The sequence below is a fragment of the uncultured Desulfobulbus sp. genome (genome assembly GCF_963662935.2).
In the GTDB taxonomy this organism is placed as follows: domain Bacteria; phylum Desulfobacterota; class Desulfobulbia; order Desulfobulbales; family Desulfobulbaceae; genus Desulfobulbus.
In genome coordinates this window covers 717,957-739,151 of record NZ_CAXXTL010000002.1, presented here as the reverse complement: position 1 = coordinate 739,151, position 21,195 = coordinate 717,957, and the positions used below count along the sequence as shown (strand labels likewise).

Annotated in this window: 19 protein-coding genes; 12 read left to right on the top strand and 7 right to left on the bottom strand. The window is 51.1% G+C overall.

Going from position 1 to position 21,195, the window contains the following annotated elements; all coding sequences use genetic code 11:
* Positions 1-15: 15 nt before the first annotated feature.
* From atpG to ACHZCX_RS07565, 3 genes are read left to right on the top strand one after another with little or no spacing between them, the layout of a single operon-like run.
* The gene (gene atpG, locus ACHZCX_RS07575; RefSeq protein ID WP_319586625.1) at positions 16-897 is read left to right on the top strand and encodes an ATP synthase F1 subunit gamma; all 882 of its coding nucleotides are present in this window, start codon (positions 16-18) and stop codon (positions 895-897) included.
* A 46-nt stretch (positions 898-943) separates the two neighbouring features.
* Positions 944-2,362 (top strand): F0F1 ATP synthase subunit beta, encoded by a 1,419-nt coding sequence (gene atpD, locus ACHZCX_RS07570; RefSeq protein ID WP_319586624.1) that lies wholly within the window; start codon positions 944-946, stop codon positions 2,360-2,362.
* A gap of 31 nt (positions 2,363-2,393) precedes the next feature.
* Positions 2,394-2,810, top strand: coding sequence for a F0F1 ATP synthase subunit epsilon (locus tag ACHZCX_RS07565; RefSeq protein ID WP_319586623.1), 417 nt, complete (start codon positions 2,394-2,396; stop codon positions 2,808-2,810).
* A 158-nt stretch (positions 2,811-2,968) separates the two neighbouring features.
* Here ACHZCX_RS07565 and ACHZCX_RS07560 read toward each other — a convergent pair whose 3' ends face one another.
* From ACHZCX_RS07560 to ACHZCX_RS07545, 4 genes are all read right to left on the bottom strand, one after another.
* A complete protein-coding gene (locus ACHZCX_RS07560; RefSeq protein WP_319586622.1) occupies positions 2,969-4,819 on the bottom strand; it encodes an N-acetylmuramoyl-L-alanine amidase in 1,851 nt (616 codons plus the stop codon).
* 299 nt (positions 4,820-5,118) lie between these two features.
* On the bottom strand, positions 5,119-7,788 hold the full coding sequence (gene mutS / locus ACHZCX_RS07555; RefSeq protein ID WP_319586621.1) for a DNA mismatch repair protein MutS: 2,670 nt from the start codon (positions 7,786-7,788) through the stop codon (positions 5,119-5,121).
* Positions 7,785-8,291 (bottom strand): HIT domain-containing protein, encoded by a 507-nt coding sequence (locus ACHZCX_RS07550; RefSeq protein WP_319586620.1) that lies wholly within the window; start codon positions 8,289-8,291, stop codon positions 7,785-7,787. Before ACHZCX_RS07550 ends, mutS begins: the two co-directional genes overlap by 4 nt.
* Complete coding sequence (locus ACHZCX_RS07545) at positions 8,288-8,782, bottom strand: metallophosphoesterase (RefSeq protein WP_319586619.1); 495 nt, start codon at positions 8,780-8,782, stop codon at positions 8,288-8,290. Before ACHZCX_RS07545 ends, ACHZCX_RS07550 begins: the two co-directional genes overlap by 4 nt.
* 195 nt (positions 8,783-8,977) lie before the next feature.
* On the opposite strand from ACHZCX_RS07545, the gene efp reads away from it, so the two are divergent.
* Together efp and epmA are read left to right on the top strand one after the other, a co-directional pair.
* Entirely contained in the window at positions 8,978-9,541 is a 564-nt protein-coding gene (gene efp, locus ACHZCX_RS07540) for an elongation factor P (RefSeq protein WP_319586618.1), read from the top strand.
* 7 nt (positions 9,542-9,548) lie between these two features.
* Positions 9,549-10,466 (top strand): EF-P lysine aminoacylase EpmA, encoded by a 918-nt coding sequence (gene epmA / locus ACHZCX_RS07535; RefSeq protein WP_319586617.1) that lies wholly within the window; start codon positions 9,549-9,551, stop codon positions 10,464-10,466.
* Positions 10,467-10,512: 46 nt separating this feature from the next.
* Here the strand turns inward: epmA and ACHZCX_RS07530 are convergent, their stop codons facing one another.
* Positions 10,513-11,184 (bottom strand): metallophosphoesterase family protein, encoded by a 672-nt coding sequence (locus ACHZCX_RS07530; protein WP_319586616.1) that lies wholly within the window; start codon positions 11,182-11,184, stop codon positions 10,513-10,515.
* A gap of 38 nt (positions 11,185-11,222) precedes the next feature.
* On the opposite strand from ACHZCX_RS07530, the gene ACHZCX_RS07525 reads away from it, so the two are divergent.
* The 7 genes from ACHZCX_RS07525 to ACHZCX_RS07495 all read left to right on the top strand — a co-directional run bounded on the left by ACHZCX_RS07525 (position 11,223) and on the right by ACHZCX_RS07495 (position 18,338).
* The gene (locus ACHZCX_RS07525) at positions 11,223-12,812 is read left to right on the top strand and encodes a Wzz/FepE/Etk N-terminal domain-containing protein (protein WP_319586615.1); all 1,590 of its coding nucleotides are present in this window, start codon (positions 11,223-11,225) and stop codon (positions 12,810-12,812) included.
* Positions 12,813-12,848: 36 nt separating this feature from the next.
* Positions 12,849-13,775 (top strand): AAA family ATPase, encoded by a 927-nt coding sequence (locus ACHZCX_RS07520; RefSeq protein WP_319586614.1) that lies wholly within the window; start codon positions 12,849-12,851, stop codon positions 13,773-13,775.
* Positions 13,776-13,857: 82 nt separating this feature from the next.
* Positions 13,858-14,727 carry a polysaccharide biosynthesis tyrosine autokinase gene (locus ACHZCX_RS07515; protein WP_319586613.1) on the top strand — a complete coding sequence of 290 codons (870 nt, stop codon included), beginning with the start codon at positions 13,858-13,860 and terminating at the stop codon, positions 14,725-14,727.
* Between the two features lie 197 nt (positions 14,728-14,924).
* On the top strand, positions 14,925-15,518 hold the full coding sequence (locus ACHZCX_RS07510; RefSeq protein ID WP_319586612.1) for a carbonic anhydrase: 594 nt from the start codon (positions 14,925-14,927) through the stop codon (positions 15,516-15,518).
* A 209-nt stretch (positions 15,519-15,727) separates the two neighbouring features.
* A complete protein-coding gene (locus ACHZCX_RS07505; RefSeq protein WP_319586611.1) occupies positions 15,728-17,173 on the top strand; it encodes an exodeoxyribonuclease III in 1,446 nt (481 codons plus the stop codon).
* A gap of 13 nt (positions 17,174-17,186) precedes the next feature.
* Positions 17,187-17,843: a response regulator transcription factor gene (locus tag ACHZCX_RS07500; protein ID WP_319586610.1), complete on the top strand. Its 657-nt coding sequence runs from the start codon at positions 17,187-17,189 to the stop codon at positions 17,841-17,843.
* A 222-nt stretch (positions 17,844-18,065) separates the two neighbouring features.
* Positions 18,066-18,338 (top strand): HU family DNA-binding protein, encoded by a 273-nt coding sequence (locus tag ACHZCX_RS07495; protein WP_319586609.1) that lies wholly within the window; start codon positions 18,066-18,068, stop codon positions 18,336-18,338.
* A gap of 38 nt (positions 18,339-18,376) precedes the next feature.
* On the opposite strand, the gene lgt is transcribed toward ACHZCX_RS07495, so the two are convergent.
* Both lgt and mnmG read right to left on the bottom strand, forming a co-directional pair.
* On the bottom strand, positions 18,377-19,195 hold the full coding sequence (gene lgt, locus ACHZCX_RS07490; RefSeq protein ID WP_319586608.1) for a prolipoprotein diacylglyceryl transferase: 819 nt from the start codon (positions 19,193-19,195) through the stop codon (positions 18,377-18,379).
* Positions 19,196-19,213: 18 nt separating this feature from the next.
* The gene (gene mnmG, locus ACHZCX_RS07485) at positions 19,214-21,097 is read right to left on the bottom strand and encodes a tRNA uridine-5-carboxymethylaminomethyl(34) synthesis enzyme MnmG (RefSeq protein ID WP_319586607.1); all 1,884 of its coding nucleotides are present in this window, start codon (positions 21,095-21,097) and stop codon (positions 19,214-19,216) included.
* Between the last annotated feature and the right edge of the window lie 98 nt (positions 21,098-21,195).

The following is a 21,195-nucleotide window of genomic DNA, read 5'->3' as shown; positions in this document are numbered from 1 at the left end:
CAAGGGTAGAATCTCATGCCTGGATTAAAGGACGTTAAAGATAAAATCAAAGGTGTAAAGAAAACCGCGCAGATTACCAAGGCCATGAACATGGTGGCCTCGGCCAAACTGCGTGGTGCCCAGGAAAAGATGGAGCGATTTCGCCCATATGCCGGAAAATTTGCCGAAGCGATGCGTGATCTCTCCGGTGGCATGGAAGGCAACGATCTTCCTCTGATGGAAGTCCGTGAGGTAAAGACAGTTGAGATCGTTGTGGTCACATCTGATCGCGGACTCTGCGGCAGCTTCAACGCCAATATCATTAAAACTGCTGAAAGGCTAAAAAAACAGTATGAGGCTGCCGGCAAAACCGTCAGCTTCGTCACAGTCGGAAAGAAAGGGACGCAGGCCTTCAGAAAAAGAGGCAAGGTCCGTGCCCACTTCAATGATATCATGGGCTCCTTCCAGATGTTCAATGCCCGTGAGATTTCCCATAATATCACCGAGGCTTTTCTCAACGGAGAAAGCGACCAAGTTGATATTGTGTACGGCAAGTTTCATTCTATTGCTTCGCAAAAGCCAGAGCGTGAGGAGTTGCTGCCCATCAAACCCTTGACTTCTGAGGAAGGCGGGACAGAGGTCAAAAGTGAAATCTCCGGATCCTACAGCTATGAGCCGGATCCAGGAGAAATCATGGAAGTGTTGCTTCCGCTCTTTTTAAATGTTCAGATTTATCACGCCATGCTGGAAGTTGGAGCCAGTGAACATGCGGCTCGTATGACCGCCATGGACAATGCTACCAACGCCTGCAAAGATATGATCAAGCAACTGACCCAGTTATACAACAAAGCACGTCAGGCGGCCGTTACCGGTGAGTTGATGGATATCGTCGGCGGCGCTGAGGCACTTAAAGGATAATACGGATACCAACGGTATTTTAATAGTTTAGAGGAGGCCTTTTCAAATGGGTGAATTACGAGTAGGAAAAATCATACAGGTAATTGGACCGGTCGTTGATGTTGAGTTTGAACCGCGCAATCTGCCTGACATTTTGAACGCACTATTTATTACCAATCCGGCTATCAACGACGAACCCGACAACCTTGTTTGTGAAGTTGCACAGCACCTTGGCGACAACGTTGTTCGAACGGTCGCCATGGACCAGACCGATGGCCTGGTTCGCGGTATGGAGGTGAGAGATTCAGGAAGCCCGATTACCATCCCCGTCGGCGCTCCCGCTCTCGGCCGCATTATGAATGTTGTCGGTCGCCCGGTAGACGGTTTGGGTCCCATTGTTTCCGAAAAGAACATGGCGATTCATCGCCCGGCTCCTGCCTTTACTGAGCAGGACACCGATGTCAACGTGCTTGAGACAGGCATCAAGGTAATCGACCTCTTGGTTCCCTTTCCCCGAGGCGGCAAGATGGGGCTGTTCGGTGGCGCAGGTTGCGGCAAGACCGTTATCATGATGGAGATGGTTAACAACATCGCCATGCAGCACGGCGGTATCTCCGTTTTCTGCGGCGTTGGTGAACGAACCCGTGAAGGAAATGATCTTTATCATGAGATGAAAGAGTCAGGCGTACTGCCCAAGGCTGCTCTTGTCTACGGTCAGATGACCGAGCCGCCAGGCGCCCGTTCTCGGGTTGCGCTTACTGGATTGACAGCAGCTGAGTATTTCCGTGATGAAGAAGGCCAGGACGTGCTTTTTTTTGTTGACAACATTTTCCGCTTTACCCAGGCTGGTTCTGAGGTTTCGGCTCTTCTTGGTCGTATTCCATCAGCCGTTGGTTACCAACCAACATTAGCTACCGACTTGGGGGCGTTGCAGGAACGTATTACTTCGACCACCAAAGGTTCTATTACAGCGGTGCAATGCGTGTACGTCCCTGCTGACGACTTAACCGATCCCGCTCCAGCAACCACTTTTGCCCACTTGGACGGAACCGTCGTTCTCTCTCGGCAAATTGCTGAGCTCGGCATTTATCCGGCGGTTGACCCACTGGATTCGACATCTCGCATTCTCGATCCCAATGTTGTTGGCGAGGTACATTACAAAACAGCCCGTGGGGTCCAGGTTTCTCTGCAAAAGTATAAAGAGCTGCAGGACATCATCGCTATCCTCGGTATGGATGAACTCTCTGAAGAAGATCAATTGACAGTCACCCGTGCGCGTAAGGTACAGCGCTTTTTGTCTCAACCTTTCCATGTGGCCGAGGTCTTTACCGGGTCTGCAGGTAAATACTGTAAAGTTGAAGACACCGTTCGCGGTTTTAAAGAAATTCTTGACGGCAAACACGACGATCTGCCAGAGGCAGCTTTTTATATGGTGGGCGGAATTGAGGAAGCTGTTGAGAAGGCCGCACAACGAGCTAAAGCCTGATCACTTGTACGCTGAAACGAGGTAAAAACAAATGGCGCAAATCCATCTGGAAGTCGTAACACCAAGCGGTGCTGTTGTCAGTGAAGAAGTCGATATTGTCACTGCACCTGGCGTGAGTGGTGAGTTTGGCGTACTTGCCAACCATGCTCCTTTTCTGAGCACCATCAAAACTGGCACATTAAGTTTTAAAAAAGATCGTACATCTAAATACTTGATGGTGACCGGCGGTTTTGCTGAAGTATCCAACAACAAAATTACTTTTCTTGTTGAAAGCGCCGAATTTGGTAATGATATCGACGTAGACCGGGCTATACGTTCCAAGGAACGAGCCGAAAAACGCCTTGCTCAGGCCCAGCAGGCCACGGAAAAGATCAATCGAGTACGGGCTGAAGCGGCTTTGCAAAGGTCTCTTGCCCGAATGCGGACAGCAGAGATGTCTCGCCACTAATTGATTCTTCTCTATATTCGTAATAAAAAAGCCGCCTTAAAAAGGCGGCTTTTTTATTAGCTTCCATTCGATTTTTCAACAGCGCCCTACCACAATAAAACAAAGATCCGGATGAGCAATAGCCGCAAAAACAGGCGAGGGGCCAAACCTGCCGTCGATTACAGTTTCACTGCGGCAGTATGGTGATGGTCAATATAGGCAACAATACCAGCGGCTAATTGCTCCGCGATTCTATCGAGATATTGTTCATTTTGCAGAAGCTTAGCTTCTTCTGGATTGGTTATGAAGGAAAGTTCCGCCAAGATTGCAGGCATCTCAGCGCCAATCAGCACATAAAAAGGAGCCTGTTTGACGCCAAGGTCACGAGGTTTATAGTTGCGTCCAAAACTTGACACCAAATTAGTTTGAACAAACCGGGCAAGTCGCGATGATTCATCGATTTTTGAATTTTTCATCAAGGTCGCAAGGATATCTTGAAGCTCTCCAATACTATGCGTCGATGTGGCATTTTCAAGAGCTGCCACTCGCATAGCGTTGGCGTCGGTGGCCAAGTTAAGAAAGTAGGTTTCTATACCGCCGCTGGCCTGGTCTGAGTGGGCGTTGATGTGAATGGAAATAAACAGGTCGCTCTTATGGGTGTTGGCAATTGCAGTTCGTTCCTCAAGCGGGATAAAAATATCCTTGGTCCTGGTCAGGACGACTTCATATCGGTAGGTGTTTCTTAATACTTTTGCTAATTTTTTCGAAATTTTTAAGACTATCTCTTTTTCTTTCAAGCCAAAAGCCATGGCTCCGGGGTCTTTGCCGCCATGGCCTGGATCGATAACAATTTTTCGAACCCCCAGTCCCAGTTGCTGCGCTAAGGATAATTTTTCCCGATTGGTGGCCTTTGTTGGGAGCGCAGGTTCAGGCATTGGACTCCGTTTCTTTTGATCAGTCAGACTAATGACGGCCTGTTGCACATCCTTTTTGCTCGACTGGGCAATTGCAACGTCTTGCTCCGGAACAGGCAACGGTTGAGGTACGATGGTCGGCCTAGTTTCAGGAAGTGGCGAACTCCCTGGGGTTGTCATCGTGCCGTGGATGTCGACAATAACCCTAAATGGATCAGTCAAGCTGAAGATTTTGTATTCAAATAAGGATTCCAAATCCAGAATAACTCGGACGGTATCCTCGCTAGTTTGCTCTGAATGAACCTGTTTCAATAGGCCATCTCGAACAGGCCCAGGGGGGTGAAATTTGGGAGGGGCGTAACTGCGAGCAAAATCAACATAAAGTTGGCGCGGTTGTTTATCGCTCTTCTCCACTGGGCTCGCCGTGAAAGAAACAGGGGCAGCACTTTGGATGACGATACGTGTATAATTCTCAGAAGACCAGTATTTTATAGGGGATAAAAGGGTAAGATCCTTTGGTGGCGTCGCGGGCAACGTCGCGGGCAAATTCGCAGGCAAATTCGCAGTCACAGGGGGGCGCGGTTTGTCTTTTTCCGGATTCTTTATTCGTGTTTTGGCTTTTTCGTATTGATCGCCTTGGGGATAAATGATCACAATTTTGTGATAGAGGTCATCTGCCAGTTGTTCTTTTCCTTTACTCAGCAGGGCACATTCTGCTGCATCGAAGAGAGCGTCATCGGCAAGGGTGTGTCCAGGATAAAGATCGGCCAGTTCAAGAAAGTTGGCCAGGGCGGTCTCCAAATCCAAGGGAACCATGAACTGCGTAAACATTCGACGATACATTTTAGCGGTCATGTACAGGCTGGTTGGCCCAAGAGTGCCTTTTCTTTCCGCCAGATGAATTTTCCGGAAATTTCGGGCGCCATTGAGCCAGTTGCCGCGGTCTTTCCCCAACGGACTGTTATTCTCGAGACGCAGAGCATACTCTTTGGCAGCCTTATATTGCTGCTCAGGCGATAAGTTCTCTACACGCTCAGATTTTACGGGGGTTTTTACTGCGGAGAAAACCGAGGACGCAGCACTTAGAGAGAGAAAAAGAACGGTAATTAAAAACACCAACCTTCTCCAACCGGTGGGACCCAAGCATGAAGTAGGTTTTTGCATTGCGGGCATAATGGAAATGAAACTCTTCAAGAATGGAAAAATCTGCAAAGCCGATAAGGTGGGGACCTCTCTGGATCCTTAAAAGTGACGCTACTATAACGCCTTTATGAGCAAAGGTAAAATAAATTGTACTTTCCTGCTGAGTGAGGTTCAAAAAATTAAAAATTGTTGGTTCGGGAGGTTTTTTTTTAATAAAAAAATTTAATCGAAGGTGAGGGGGAAAATAGAAAAATGTGGGGGCCGCGAGTCAATCAATGACCGGCTTTGCCGACTTGTCCCAAAGCCTGGTAAAGGATATCGAGTGCCTGTTTGGGCGTTAAGTCGTCGGGGTTGATTTTGGCTAGCAAGTTGAGTAACGGGTCCGTTGGTGGGGAAAAGAGGGATAATTGGGAGGGCGACTGCTTTTTGCTTTTTTTACCGGCAGCTATTTTGGGTTGTCCCTGGAGATTGAATTCACCCATTTCAATGTTCTTTAAGATGGCGTAGGCGCGTGCGATAACGTGTCCTGGAACTCCAGCAAGTGCGGCTACTTGGATACCGTAACTGCGGTTCGTAGCGCCTTTGACCAATTTATGCAGGAAAATGATAGTATCATTCCACTCTTTTACCGCGATTGAGTAGTTCTGTATCTTTTCGCTGGTGGCCGCCAGATCTGTCAGTTCATGGTAATGGGTCGCAAAAAGGGTTTTGATACCGATCTCGTTTTTTTGTGCCAGCTCTTCCGCCACCGCCCAAGCGATGGCTAGTCCATCATAGGTTGAGGTCCCTCGGCCTATTTCGTCAAGGATGACCAGGCTGTTTTCAGTGGCGTTATTGAGAATATTGGCGGTTTCGTTCATTTCCACCATGAAGGTCGATTGACCCCGCCGCAAGTCATCCATGGCCCCAACCCGGGTGAAGATGCGATCGACCAGGCAGATGTCCGCGGACTCGGCCGGGACAAAACTGCCAAGGTGGGCTAGGAGCACTATAAGAGCTGTCTGGCGAAGCACCGTGGATTTGCCGGCCATGTTGGGACCGGTGATAATCAGTAGTTCGTTGCTCTGTTGATCTAAATGGACATCGTTGGGCACAAATCGGCCGGGTTCCATGGCCCGTTCAATGACCGGGTGTCTGCCTTCGGTGATGGTGATCGAATGTACGGAGTTGATCGTTGGCCTGCAGTAGCGGTGGCGACTGGCAATCTCGGCAAAGCAGGTGATGACGTCAATCTGGGCCAACAGGGCGGCGGTGGCGAGGAGGCGCTGGTTGTGTTCGACCAGTTGGCCGCGAACCTCGAGAAAGAGGGAGTATTCCAATTCCAGGCGTCGTTCCTGGGCAGTAAGAATAGAGTTTTCCAGTTCTTTCAACTCGGGGGTGATAAAACGTTCGGCGTTGACCAGGGTTTGTTTACGGATGAAATAATCGGGCAGGGCATCAGCCTGACTGCGGCTGACCTCGAAATAATAGCCGAAGACCTTGTTGTAGCCCACCCTGAGTTTCCCTAAACCGGAACGCTCACGTTCAGCATTCTCCAGGTTGAGAATCAATTTCTTGCCATCACGAAGCAGGAGGATGAGATGATCGAGCTCAGCGTTGTAGCCCTCTCGGATCAGGCCGCCGTCTCTCAAGGTGATCGGGGCATCGTCGCGGATGGCGTTGTCGATGAGGTGGTGCAGGTCGGCCAGGATGTCGAACTCCGAGGCCATGGTGCACAGCATGGGGGAAGAACGGTCAGCAAGCATCACCTGCATGGCCGGTAGTTGCGCCAGGGATGTCTTGATGGCACTCATGTCCCTGGCATTGCCGTGTCCCATCACCAGACGGCTGCAGAGACGTTCTAGGTCGTAAACCGAATCGAGCAAAGTCCGCAGACTTGTTCTGGTTTCGGCGGGGCTGATCAACTCCTGGACGCTGTCGAGTCGGGCATGGATTTGTTCTTGATCCTGCAAGGGGAAAAGTAGCCAGCGCCGCAGGAGGCGAGCACCCATCGGGGTGGCGGTCTGGTCGAGAATCGACAACAGTGAGCCTTCCCGCTGCCCGCCGATGAGGTTTTCGGTGAGTTCCAGGTTGCGCCGGGAGGAGTCGTCAATAATTAGATACCCGCAGTGGTTGAGGGGGCTGATCCGGGTAATGTGGGACAGGTCTGATTTTTGCGTTTCCCGCAGATAGAGCAACAAGGCACCGGCAGCGTTGATTGCCGTTTTTAAGGTTTCGCAGCCGAATCCGGCCAGACTAGTGGTGCGAAAGTGCTCGTTCAGGGTTGTTTGTGCGGTTCGGGCTTCGAAATGAAAATCAGGACGACCAGTGAGGCAGAGTTGACCCAGTTGGGAAGTCAGCAGTCCGGTCAAGCTGGCCCACTCTTCCATTTCGGATTGAGCAATCAGGAGCTCGGCAGGGCGCAGGCGGGTGAACTCGTCAATCAGGGGCGCAGGATCTTTGAGAGAGAAGGCGACCTCGCTAACTTGAAAGCGGCCGGTGGAAATGTCGATAACGGCAAGTCCGGCCATCATCTCCTTCGCGGATTTCCGGTTGATCGAAAGGGCGCAGACGTAACAATCTGACTTAGCGTCGAGGAGTTGATCGTCGGTAGTTACTCCTGGAGATACCACCCGAACCACCTCACGCTTGACGATGCCCTTGGCTTCTTTGGGGTCTTCGACCTGCTCGCAGATGGCTACACGGAAGCCGGCCTTGATCATCTTGCCGAGATATCCGGTCACTGCATGAAAGGGGACGCCGCACATCGGTATCTTGTTGGCTTCGTCTTTGGCGCTGCGGGAGGTCAGGGTGATGCCCAGGATCTTGGCGGCGGTAACGGCGTCGTCAAAGAACATCTCGTAAAAATCACCCATGCGATAAAAAAGGATGCTGTCCGGATGTTGTTCCTTGATCTCCAGGTACTGCTGGAGCATGGGCGTTAGTTTGGGCGGTGTGCTCATGGAGTAGGGAGAACGGTCGGGCGGAGAAAATCCGGACCTAAGAGGTCAAAGGTCTGTTCTATGTGTTGGGGGATGGTTCTGATCTCTGCGCAAACGGTCATGAAATTATGGTCGCCTTCCCAGCGGGGCACGAGGTGAAAGTGGAGGTGGTCAGCAATGCCGGAACCAGCGGCTTTTCCGAGGTTAAGGCCGATATTGATACCCTGAGGTCGCAGGTGGCGGCGCAAGATGGTGCTGCAAGCAGCAAGCATAGCCATGAGTCGGGCATTCTCTTCTTCATTGAGTTCAGTGAGGTCGGCAAGATGACGCCGAGGGGCTAGCAAAAGATGGCCGTTGGCGTAAGGAAAACGATTGAGCAGGACAACAGTCAACTCATCGCGAAAAAGGAGCAGATGCGTTTTGTCCTGCGCGGCGGATCCGGGCGGCTCAAAGAGGCAACCGCTGATCGCTGGGGCCGTGCCGAGGACATGTTCCATCCGCCATGGAGCCCACAGTGTATTCATGGTGTATGCACAATGTCGAAAATGCGGGCGGAGAGCTCGTCTCCCGCCTCCAGGATGGCGAAGGTTCCTGGTGCGCCATAACGGCTGGTGGCCTGGAAACACCCCGGATTGAGGAAAAGCGTCTTGCCATGGCGGTGGCAGGCCGGTCTGTGGGTATGGCCGTAAATCATGCAGTCCGCTTCGGGAAAAAGGTTCCAGAGGGCGGTCTCGATATCCCGCCCCAGCCTAGCGCCATGGGTGAGGCCGATGGTGAAGCTGCCGAGGGTGAATACAAGTTGTTCCGGATACCGAGCCCGTATCATGCCATCACACATGTTACCGCAAACCGCATAAATGGTTTTATCGCGAAAGACCTCGAGGATCGAAGGTGCGGTGAGGTCGCCTGCATGGATGATAACGTCGCAATTATGAAAACACTCCCGGACCTGCTTGCTGAATATTTTGTCCGGTCGGTTAAGGTGCGTATCAGAAAGAACCCCTGCTCGAATCATCGTTTCTCACGGCTAAGGCTATTGTCGAACATGAAGGCGCAATCTATAAAAAATGGTTTTTAAAAACAAGAGAAGAGAGAATGGGTACAGGATAATTTATGCGATCATGCAGGAAGCTGTTGCAAAAACCAAGGGCGTAACGTAACATAGCTCCTCTTTAAAGCAACCGATTAATAAAGAGTTAAGGATGAATCCATGTTTACAGCTTCTGATCTACGCAAAGGCCTGAAAATTCAAATTGATGGCGAGCCGTATATTGTCACGGAATTTGATTTTTCGAAACCGGGAAAAGGGCAAGCCCTCTACCGGACCAAGATGCGTAATATGATTACCGGGATCCAGTTCACCCAAACCTATCGCTCCAACGATAAATTTGATCGCCCCAATCTTGAGGAGCGGAATATGCAGTTCCTCTATGCCCAAGATGACGAGTATCATTTCATGGACACGGTCTCGTTTGAGCAGATTTTTCTCACCAAGGAGCAGTTAGGTGATAATCTCAGTTTTCTGGTTGACAATATGGAAGTGCAGGTTCTGTTTTTTGGTGATCGTCCCATTGACGTGACCTTGCCGACTTTTGTCAATCTCGAGGTGACGGTGGCTGATCCATGGGCCAAAGGCGACACCTCTGGCTCTGATACCAAGCCGGTGACAGTGCAGACTGGTTTTCAGCTCCAGGTTCCTCCGTTTGTTGAAAAAGGCGATAAAATTCAAATTGATACCCGAACTGGATCTTATATAACCCGGGTGAAAGAATAATCAGAATATGCTCACGCCTCAGAGCCTGCGGCAGCGGTCAAACCTGCTGCAGGCCATCCGGTCGTTTTTTCTCGAACGCGACTATATCGAAGTCGACACCCCCCTGCGACTGCCTGTTCTGATTCCCGAATCTAATCTTGTTCCTTTCACCAGCGAAGACTGTTTTCTGCACACCTCTCCCGAATTATGCATGAAACGACTTCTTGCCGGGGGCTGCAGTCGCATTTTTCAGATCTGCCACTGTTTCCGCAAGGAGGAGCACGGACGGTTGCATCAATCGGAATTCACCATGCTCGAGTGGTATCACAAGGGATGGGATTATTTTGCTCTGATGCGACAATGCGAGGAGTTGATTTATAGGCTTGTGCTCACTTTTCCTGACTTACCTGGGGTTTTGCAAGGTGAGAAATTGTGCTGGCGGGAGAGTCGGGTTGCAATGACGCCGCCGTGGGATCGGTTGACGGTGGCCGAGGCCTTTCGGTGCTATGCTGATAGGGATGTCGACGAAGTTTTATCCACCGGGGAGTTTGATGCAGTTTTAGTCACAGAGATCGAGCCGCACCTAGGGCAGGATCGGCCGGTTTTTCTTTACGATTACCCGATTGAACTGGGATCTCTTGCCCGCCGCAGTCAAAAAGATCCCACGGTGGCGGAGCGCTTTGAGCTCTATATCGCCGGAGTGGAGATCGCCAACGGCTTTTCTGAACTGGTTGATCCGCAGGAACAACGGCATCGTTTTCTTGTGGAAATGGACAAGCTCCGGTTAGCGGAAAAAGATGCCGTTCTGCCGGAAAAATTTCTCGCCGAGTTGAGTCTGGTGGGCGAAACGGCGGGCATTGCCCTCGGTGTTGACAGGCTGTGCATGCTGTTGCTCGGAAGCCCTGATATAGCGGCGGCTACATCATTTATTTTCGAGGAACTGTAAGGTACTTCTTTGTCTTTTTCTTTATTTCATCTACGATACAGCAGCATTAGGATAAAGTCGCCTCTCCCGGAACGCTGATTACTTCCCTTTCCGGCAACAACAACGCTGTGAGTCGGCCACCATAAACGGCTCCGGTGTCGATGCCGATCTTGTCTGCTGCCATGTAGGGTTCGGGGAAAACCGTGTGACCAAAGACAACCGGCTTGCCAAAGTCAAACGTGTTGAGGAGAAACGATTCTCGAGCCCATAAGCACCATTGAGCCGTCTGTTGACTGAGATGACGGCCGGGCTGGAGGCCGGCATGCACATACAAAGCGTGCTGATCTTCCCAAAAAAGGGACAGGCTTCTCAGGAAGGCAAGGTGCTCAGGGGGAACCCGCTTTATTTTTTCCGCATGATCCGCCGAGGGGGAGAGCTCGTAACTGGCGAGCGTCTGCAGTCCTCCGACCTGCAAAAAAAGGCGACTGTCCCCGCCGGTAAGATACTGAAGAAATAGAAAATCGTGGTTCCCCATAAGGGGAACGACACGAGGATGCGTTTTGGAGAGCGACACGATGGTGGCCACGACCTCCTTGGAATGCGATCCCCGGTCAACATAATCGCCAAGAAAAACGAGTGTATCAGCCCGGTGAAGTACTTTGTCCAGTAACCGGGAGAGTGAAGAGTGGCAACCGTGGATATCCCCGATCACGCAGGTGGTTGAGTTGTTGGCAGGCATAGATGATAAGAGATACTTCTAAGGTTTGAACTAGGAATATGGATACTCAACAGCGTCAGCTGATTAAAAAATATGTCGACCTCGTAGTCGGCAAGTGGTGGCTTGTAGCCGGTTGCGTGTTGGTCGCGACAACAATAGGCCTTTTTTATTATACAATCCTTCCTAAAGTGTATCAAAGCACAGCACTATTGAGCTATGAGCCGCAGCAGATCAACCCTACTGCACGAATGGATCCCGAACAGGGGAGAGTTCGACTCCGGGAAGCATTAGCGACCCTGCAGGAACTTGTAACCAGTCGCACCAGCCTTGAAAAGGTGATCACCCAGTTTTCTTTGTATGAAGAAGACCGCACGCGGTTGCCGATAGAAGATGTGATTCTGAAGATGCGTAAGAAGGATATTGACATCAAACCTGCACCCCAAGGAGATATTTTTAGTGTTACCTACAATGGGACCGATCCGGAAAAGGTGGTCAAGGTAACCAATGCCCTGGCCTCGCTTTTTATCGAGGAGAATCTCAAGTACAGAGAAGAACGAGCTACGGAAACCTCGAAATATACCGAAAACGAATTGGCCATGTCCAAGAAGGTGCTTGATGTAAAAGAGGAGGTGATGCGGGATTATAAACTGAAAAATTTCAATGAAATGCCTGAGCAACGCCAAAGTAATTTGGCCCAGTTGCAGGCGCTTATCGTACAAAATCAGGGGATCCAGGATTCCATCCAAGAGCTTGAGCGAACCAAGGTCTTGGCTCAGGAACAGATAGGCATGCATCAACGTATGGCCTCCATGCGCATGTCCTCTGAAGTACCGACAGGAGGAGTGGCGACTTCCAGGCAACCGGAAACCGATGCGGAGAGGCTGGTCCGGTTACGCGGGTACCTCAACGGGCTTCTGTTAAAATATACCGAGAATCATCCGGAAGTACTCCGGACAAAGCAGTTGATCGACCAGTTGGAAAAAAAGGGTGGAACGGGGCAGGTAACACCAGGTCGAGCTGCCGGATCGGTTCCAAGCAGGGAGAGCCTTGCGGCGAGCATGGAAATCCAGCGCCTGCAGATTCAATTAAAAGAAATTGATGTGAATATCAAGCAGCTCCGTGAGGAGCAAACAGCAATTCCGGCACAGATAGCCAAGTACCAGCGATGGATTGAGGCCGCACCTGTGCGGGAGGCCGAATGGAATGCCTTGACCAGGGATTACACTGAGTTACGTCGCAACTACGACCAATTGGTTGCCCAGAACCTACAAGCGCAGTCCGCGGAGAATTTAGAGCGCAATCAGAAGGGCAGTAAGTTCAAGATTGTCGATTCCGCCCGTCTTCCCGTAAAACCTTTCAGTCCGAACTTCTTGAAAATTCTTCTGGTTGCCCTTGCAGCTGGCTTTGCATTGGGAGTCGGCCCTATCTTCATTCTCGATTTTATCGATACGTCTTTTAAAGATGTCGGCGAGTTGGAGGAATACATCGGCGTGCCGGTGATTTGTGCCATTCCCTTTATCGAAAAAGAGGCTGAGATCAGAAAAGAAAACTTCAAGTCGCGGGTGAGTGTGGCCGTCGTTTCGGTCTACGGGACGATTTTGGTGGCAGCCATCGTCATCATGTGGATAAAGGGCATGATTATCGTCTAAGGTCCTTCCCTCTTTCTTACTTCCGAGCAAAATAGAATGTATACAAAGTATTACGGACTTGCCAGAAAACCCTTTGCCCTTACGCCTGACCCCGCTGTGGTGTTTATGAGTGAAACTCACCAGGAAGGATTGGCTATCCTTAAGTATGGAATTCTGAGCAAAAAATGTTTTTTGGTACTGACCGCTGATGTTGGGTCGGGTAAGACCACCCTGCTCCAGGCCCTGGTCAGTTCCCTTGAACAGGATGTGCACCTTTGTCTGCTCAACAATCCGATACTCTATCGCGATGAGTTTTTCTCCTACATTGCCAAAAAACTTGGGCTTCATTGGGATGGCAACAAGGCGATGTTTCTGATTGAATTTGGTAATCTGCTCAAAGATTGTTACACGAACGACGAGCGGGTGCTGCTGATCTTCGATGAAGCCCATGTCCTCCCCGTAGATCTGTTGGAAGAAATTCGTTTGCTGTCCAATCTTGAGGAAAAGGGGCAGGATGTGCTCTCCATATTCTTGGTGGGACAACCGGAACTCAATGAGCGTATGAGTGATGACCGGCTGTTACCTTTGCGCCAGCGAATCGGTATTCGCTTTCATCTTCATCGATTTACTTTGGATGAGACAAGGCAATATATCCTTTTTCGTTTACGCCACGCGGGAGCACGGCACCTCAATATTTTTTCCGAAGAAGCCATTGCCGTCATCCACCGTGTGAGTCAAGGCACTCCCAGATTAATCAACATTATCTGTGACCATGCCCTGCTCACAGGGTTTGCGGAGAGTAAACCAGTGATCGGCGCTGACTTGATTGAAGAGAGCGTTGACGATCTCCATTTTCCTGGCGAGGAGAACCGCCTTCCCGTTGCCAAACCGAAAAGAACGAAGAGGGTGCATTTGGCACTTCTCGGAGGCGTGGTTTTTATAGGCCTTCTTGGTGTGTTTTTTCTATGGAAGTACTACCGGTAATGTGGGGCATCCCATCTTTGGCAGGACGTAACTCTGTGCTTGGCTACAAGAGCAGTCTTTTTAATGGTAGTTGGAGGATAATGTGGGAAAGGTATTCAAGGCCTTGGAACGGGCTGATGAAGCAGTAGGCCTGGAGAGAGAGGAGGAGGGGCAAGGAGTGGTCGAAAACCGGATCCCTCCGGATTCAAGCCCTTTTTTGCTGCCGCCATCTCGGGAAGAACGTGCTGAAGAAAACGTAAAGCGGCCAGGGCAATGGGATGATCGGCTGATTCTTGCCACAGCGACAACCGGACCGGTGGCAGAGAGCATTCGTGCTCTGCGAACACGAATTCTTTTTCCGCCGTCCGGAAGTATCCCGCGAAGTATATTGGTAACCAGCGCTTCTCCTGGTGAGGGGAAGAGTTTTATCTGTGCGAATTTGGGGATTTCCCTTGCGCAAGGAGTGGACAATTACTGCTTGCTGGTTGATTGCGATTTGCGTAAACCAATGCAGCACAACCTGTTTGGCTTGAACAATAAAGCGGGGCTCTCCGATTATCTCCAACATAAAAGGCCATTATCGGAATTGCTGGTGCCATCGGGCGTTGAAAAACTTTCCATTCTCCAGGCAGGTCCTCGCTCCATTAACCCTGCTGAACTTCTTGGCTCAGCTTATATGACTAGTTTGGTCGACGAGTTGGCTAAACGGTACGAGGATCGTATCGTTCTTTTGGATAGCCCGCCGCTCCATGCCGCCAGCGAGACAGCCGTATTGGCCCAGCATGTCGACGGCGTGGTGCTTGTGGTGCGACATGGCGCCTCGCGACGTGAATACGTTAAAGCTCTGGCGGATGCCATCGGCCGGGAAAAAATACTTGGGGTGGTGTTCAATGCTTACCGGGCAACCATGCTGGATTATAAGGTTTTTGGCTATTACGAGTACCAGCAGGATTATTACTACAACGAAAAATAATTCATTTCTGTTTTTCGTTGTGGCAACGATAAGACGCATAGTTACCCTATTCAATCATTTTCCTTGTGGCTGAAATTCATTTTTGCTGATATGTTTTTGCGCTTTTTCCGAAAGGGAAAAGAGTCAAAAGCCCTCTGGCCTCATGTTTTGTTCCAGAATGAAACAATAACTCAGACCATGAAAAAAGGACGTGTGCAATGCAATCAGCAAAAAGACAAATGACAGGGAAGGAAGCACTGCAAGTATTGTTGGCCGGCAATAATAGATTTCTCTCGGGAAAACTCGAGCATCCCAATCATTGTGAAGAATCGCGGAAAGGTTTAGTTTCAGGCCAGGATCCTATTGCTGTCGTTCTTGCCTGCGCCGATGCACGGGTGCCTCCGGTTGACATTTTTGATCAGGGACTGGGTGATCTTTTTATTTTGAGGGTCGCTGGAAACATTATAAACGATCATATCCTCGGCAGTATAGAGTATGCGGTGTCGCATCTGCATACTCCGCTGGTCATGGTGATGGGACATTCCTCGTGCGGTGCTGTCGGAGCGGTTGCGCAAGGTGTTAAATTGGGTGGCCATATCGCCAGTTTGACGCCCTCAATCGAGGCGGCCTTGAAGAAAGCTAAGGGCCAGGAGGGACTCTGGACTAATAACGCCGCCAAGGAACTTGCCAAAACCACCGCCAAGAAGATCGAAGAATCCGAGCCGATTATCGCCGATCTGGTCACTGAGGGCAAGGTGCTCGTTGTTGCAACCTATTACGATCTGTCCACCGGAGAAGTGGTTTTGCTTTGAGGTCCAAGAGAGTTTCGGCCTTGGCGCTGAGAGCATTTGATTATGATGCGGTTTGAGCCGCACACCACAAAACCAGTGCTGATGAGGTGCTGGGTTTCTTTTTTACTCGCTCATATATATTGCCCTTAGTTGTTTTAATATGGCTTTTGTGCGGTTAAAATTCATTCCTCCCGATTGTGCTTGGTAGTCTTTCGTTTCGTAGATGCAACATGACATTTCCCCTCGACGAAATTTTGCCTCTTTTGGAGCATGAGGTTAGCGGCTATCAAGTTCCTGTTGTCGATTTGATTGCCACTCAGACGCATGATCCATTCAAAATCCTGGTGGCGACCATCCTCTCGGCACGGACCAAAGACGAGGTGACTGCAACTGCATCGCGACGGCTCTTTGCCCGGGCCGAAACGGTTGACGAGTTGTCTCGGCTCTCATTTGAGGAGTTGGAGAAGCTGATTTATCCGGTCGGTTTTTTTCGCAACAAAGCAAAATTTCTTACTGAATTGCCAGCGGCCCTCAACCAACGGTTCGCTGGCGTTGTTCCCCAGGATGTCGATTCCTTGCTCACACTGCCCGGTGTCGGGCGCAAGACTGCCAATCTTGTAGTTGCGGTGGCCTTTAACAAGCCTGCGATATGCGTGGACACCCATGTGCATCGCATCATGAACATCTGGGGATATGTCCAGACCGCAACACCTTTGCAGACCGAGATGGCGTTGCGGCAAAAATTGCCGGAGCAATTCTGGATAGGGATCAATGCCATTCTGGTTGCTTTTGGCCAGGGAACGTGCAAGCCAGTGCGTCCCCATTGTGATCGCTGCGTGATCGCGACCTGGTGCCCGAAAATTGGCGTGACGCCGCGGGGAATAAATGAGAAAGTGGCCAGGCATGTTTCCGCAGGGAAAAAATTAGTTTCTTGGAATGTCAACGGCTTGCGGGCTGCGCTGAAAAATGGTTTTTTTAAGGTGCTGCGCGATTTTGACGCCGACATTGTCGCCTTGCAGGAAATCAAGATTCAACCGGATCAGTTGCCCGATACATTGCGCAGTGTTGAAGGATATCATGTGTTTTGGAACCCAGCAAAGAAGAAAGGCTATGCCGGAACAGCAGTTTTAACCAAAATAGCCCCGCTTCAGGTGTGGTATGGACTTGACTCGCCCCGGTTTGACGAGGAGGGACGTGTGCTGACCCTTGAATTTGCTGATTTTTATTTCATCAATATCTATTCTCCCAATGCCCAGCCGGAACTGAAGCGGCTTGCCTTTAAGCAGGACTTCAACCGGACCTTGCGCGAACACATGGACAGCCTCTCCCAGAACAAATCCGTGGTGCTTTGCGGGGATCTGAACGTGGCTCATAAGGAAATTGACCTGGCTAATCCCAAGGCGAATGTGAAAAATCCCGGTTTTTCCGAACAGGAGCGGGCCTGGATGGATGAAATTACCGCCGCCGGGTATATTGATACGTTCAGAAAATTTGATGTTTCTCCGGCTCGATATACGTGGTGGAGCTACCGTTTCAATGCCCGGGCCAAGAATATCGGCTGGAGAATCGACTATTTTATCGTCGATTCAGCCAGCGTGGACCGGGTTATCGATGCGGTTATTCATGATGATGTTACCGGCTCGGATCATTGCCCGGTGAGTGTGATTTTTCGATGATGGTCAAGAGAATATGACACCCTATCGCATTGTTATTGCAGATGACCACAGCCTTATCAGGCAAGGGCTCAAGAGCCTCATTCACAAGGATTCTTCGTTACGCATTATTGCCGAAGCGGGGAACGGCGTTGAACTGCTGGAATGTCTACGGCAGAATCCTCCGGACATGGCTATCCTGGATATCACCATGCCGCAACTGAACGGTATAGAGGCGATCGGAAAAATAAAGAAGTTGTTTCCGGTGATGGCCATTTTGATTCTGACCATGCACTCGGGCAGTCACTATTTTTATCAAGCCATGGCTGCAGGCGCCCATGGCTACCTGATCAAGGATGATTCCGACAGTGAACTGCTCACCGCAATCAGGACAATTCGCGAGGGAAAACCCTATGTTTCTTCGCAGTTGTCACCGGAAGTAACCGGCGAGGTGATCGCTGGGTTCCGGGATCAGGCCAAAACGCCGTTTTTCAGCCTCAGCGACCGGGAAAAGCAGGTGTTGAAACTGGTGGTCCAAGGCTGTTCAAGCAGAGTGATCGGCACGATGCTCAGTCTCAGCCCAAGAACAATCGATCATCACCGGGCGAGTCTGTTAAAAAAATATAAAATGAAAAACACCGTGGATCTTGTCAATCATGTAGCCCGGAACGGGGTACTTCTGTCCGACGAATAAAAATGGAGTTTTTTTTCTTTTTTTTAAGGGCAATCCGCTGTCGCTATCTCCTGATTTCACTCTTCTATTTTAATTTTCTAGGTAAGATTGCCTAGCTGCCATTAGGTAATTCCCTCAATTGTTTTTTCTTTCCCTCTGGGCTTTATTGCAGCTTCTTTGATCGGGCGCATTGAAATCGTTGGTGCGGCCTGCGGTGATCAACAATAGAAGTGAGGGAAGCCCATGAATAAAAACGACCTTGTTGAAACCATAGCGAATTCGGCACAAATCAGTAAAAGCGCGGCAGAACGGGGGTTGAATGGATTGCTGTCGTCCTTGTCTGCGGCAATAAAAGATGGCAAACGAGTGACTCTGACCGGATTCGGCAGTTTCTCCGTTGTCGACCGTGCACCTCGAACCGGTCGAAACCCGAAAACAGGAGAAACAATACCCATTCCTTCACGCCGGGTGGTCAAGTTTCGTCCGGGAAAGGAACTTTCGGTAAAAATTCAGTGAACTGAATAATATCTTCACATTGGATGGCAGAAACGGCGTTACCGATTGAATTGCTCCACGGTCGCCGTTTTTCGCCCCAGCCACAGCAAAATCCCCGCACAAAGCATCAGCAGGCAGAGCACCTGCCCCATCGAAAAAATTGATCCAATGAGGCCGATCTGAGGATCGGGTTCGCGCACAAACTCAACCAGAAATCGGAAACAGCCATAGAGCCCAAGGAAGAGGGCCAGCATGACACCGTGCGGCCACCCCGAGGATCTCGCCGGCTGCCATGGTTTAGCCTTCGTTGTCCAGAGGATCAGGAAGAGGATGAGTCCCTCAAGCAGTGCTTCATAGAGTTGCGAAGGGTGCCGGGGAAGAGGGCCGCCTTGGGGAAAGATCATTGCCCAGGGGGCATTGGTGATCCTGCCGTACAATTCTCCGTTGATAAAATTGCCCAACCGGCCAAAAAAAAGACCGACCGGCACAGTGACGATGTACAGGTCCGCGGCCTTCCAGAAATCCAATCCAGTGCGGCGGCAATAAAGAAAGCCGGCCAGGAATGCCCCCAGGAAGCCACCGTGAAAGGACATTCCTCCAGTCCATATCGCTGGTATTTCAGTAGGATGGGCCCAATAATACGCCGGGTTGTAAAAGAGCACATACCCTAATCGTCCACCGAGGACGACCCCTAGGATCAGAGCCAAGTTAAGATTGTCGACATGGAGAAACATCCGGTCCCAACGGAATTTTTTTGCCTGATGCATCACCAGTAGGTAGGCGGCGGTGAAGCCGATGACGTACATAAGGCCGTACCAGCGAACCTGCAAAGGGCCCAGGGAGAGCAGAACCGGATTGATGGAAGGGTATTCAAGCATGATGAGCCCCGACGATGGTTAAAGGATGCCCAGGCGTTTCAGGTGGACCTGGAGGACGGACAGTGCCGCTGGGGTTACCCCTGAGATCCGTGACGCCTGTCCCAGCGAGCGGGGCTGCACCCTGGTCAGTTTTTCCACCACCTCGTTGGAGAGGCCCGGCAGGCCCTTGTAAGTCATGTCGGAGGGGAGTTCAATGCGTTCGAGTTTTTTAAAGCGAAAAATTTGCTCTTCCTGCCGCCTGATGTAGCCCTCATATTTGAGTTGGAGTTCAATCTCGTCGTGGAACGTGCGTGCTTCGTCGGAAAATGAAAGGGGAAGATCGTTTTCCTGGACCATGTCGTAGAGATGGTGCAGCCGAATCTCCGGCCGGCGAAGTATTTCCGCAAGGGTTATTGCTTGGGTGATGGGTGTGGAATTGTGTCGTGAGAGAAAGGCGTTGATGGCGGCATGCGGTTTGATTCGGGTTTCTCGGAGTTGATGGACCGTTTCCTCGATACATTGTTTCTTTTGCTGAAAAGTCTTCCAGGTCGGCTCATCGACCAGACCGATCCGGTACCCGATCTCCCTGAGTCGCATATCCGCATTGTCTTCCCGCAGCAGCAGTCGGTATTCTGCTCTTGAGGTGAAGAGGCGGTATGGTTCCTTGGTGCCGAGTGTGACTAAGTCATCAATCAGAACACCGAGATAGGCCTGGGAGCGGTCGAGGATAACCGGCGCTTCACTACGCGCATACTGGGCGGCGTTGATTGCCGCCATCAGGCCCTGACCAGCAGCCTCTTCGTAGCCGGAGGTGCCATTGATCTGGCCGGCCAGGAAAAGTCCGCCGATCTTTTTGGTCTCAAGCGAAGGTTTCAGCTCCCTCGGGTCGATATAGTCGTACTCAATGGCGTATCCGGGGCGGATGATGCGCGCCTGTTCCAATCCGGGAATGGACTGCACCATGGCAATTTGGGTGTTGAGCGGCAGGCTGGTGGGGATGCCGTTGGGATACACTTCGATCGTTTCGAGGCCTTCGGGCTCGAGAAAGATCTGGTGACGGATCTTTTCGGGAAATCGCATGACCTTGTCTTCGATCGACGGGCAGTAGCGGGCGCCCACCCCCTCAATGATGCCGGCATACATCGGCGATTGATCGATGGAGCCGCGAATGATTTCGTGGGTGCGTTCGTTGGTGTAGGTGATGTAACAGGGCCGCTGAGCCAGTGCCGGCGTGCGGCCAGAGGAGTAGGAAAACAGTGCGGGTTCCTCGTCGGTGTGCTGGGCCTCCAGCTTGGAGTAGTCGATGGTGTTGCCGTCGAGGCGGGGCGTTGTCCCGGTTTTCATACGGCCCACCGAAAAACCGACGGCGGCGAACCACTGGGCCAGTTTGGTCGAGGGAGCATCCCCCATGCGGCCAGCCGGAAAATTTTTCAGGCCGATATGGATCAGGCCGTTGAGGAAGGTACCGGTAGCGACAACGATCGCCTTGACCAGGATATGTTCGTCCAGCGAGGTCCGCAAGCCGGCGACCTTGCCGTTTTCGACCAGGATTTCGTCAACGACTGCCTGACGAATAGCCAAGTTGGGCTGGTTTTCCAGGATATGTTTCATGCGAAGCCGGTACAGCAGCCGATCCGCTTGGGCCCTGGAGGAACGAACCGCCGGGCCCTTACTGGTGTTGAGCCTGCGGAATTGGATGCCGGTGGCGTCGATATTTTTGGCCATTTCGCCGCCCAGGGCATCAATTTCCTTGACCAGGTGGCCTTTAGCCAGGCCGCCGATAGCTGGATTGCAGGACATGGCGCCAATGGTGTCGGCATTGATGATGCAAACAAGGGTGCGGCAGCCCATGCGGGCCGCAGCTAGTGCTGCCTCGCAACCGGCGTGGCCCGCGCCGATTACGGCGATGTCAAAGTCAGTCATGGTTGTCCATGGATGCGCTCAGCGCAACGGCAGAGGATTGGCGAATCGGGATTTCCGGATGCAAGGACGGGGAACGGCAGACCAGCTCCTGAAAAGTG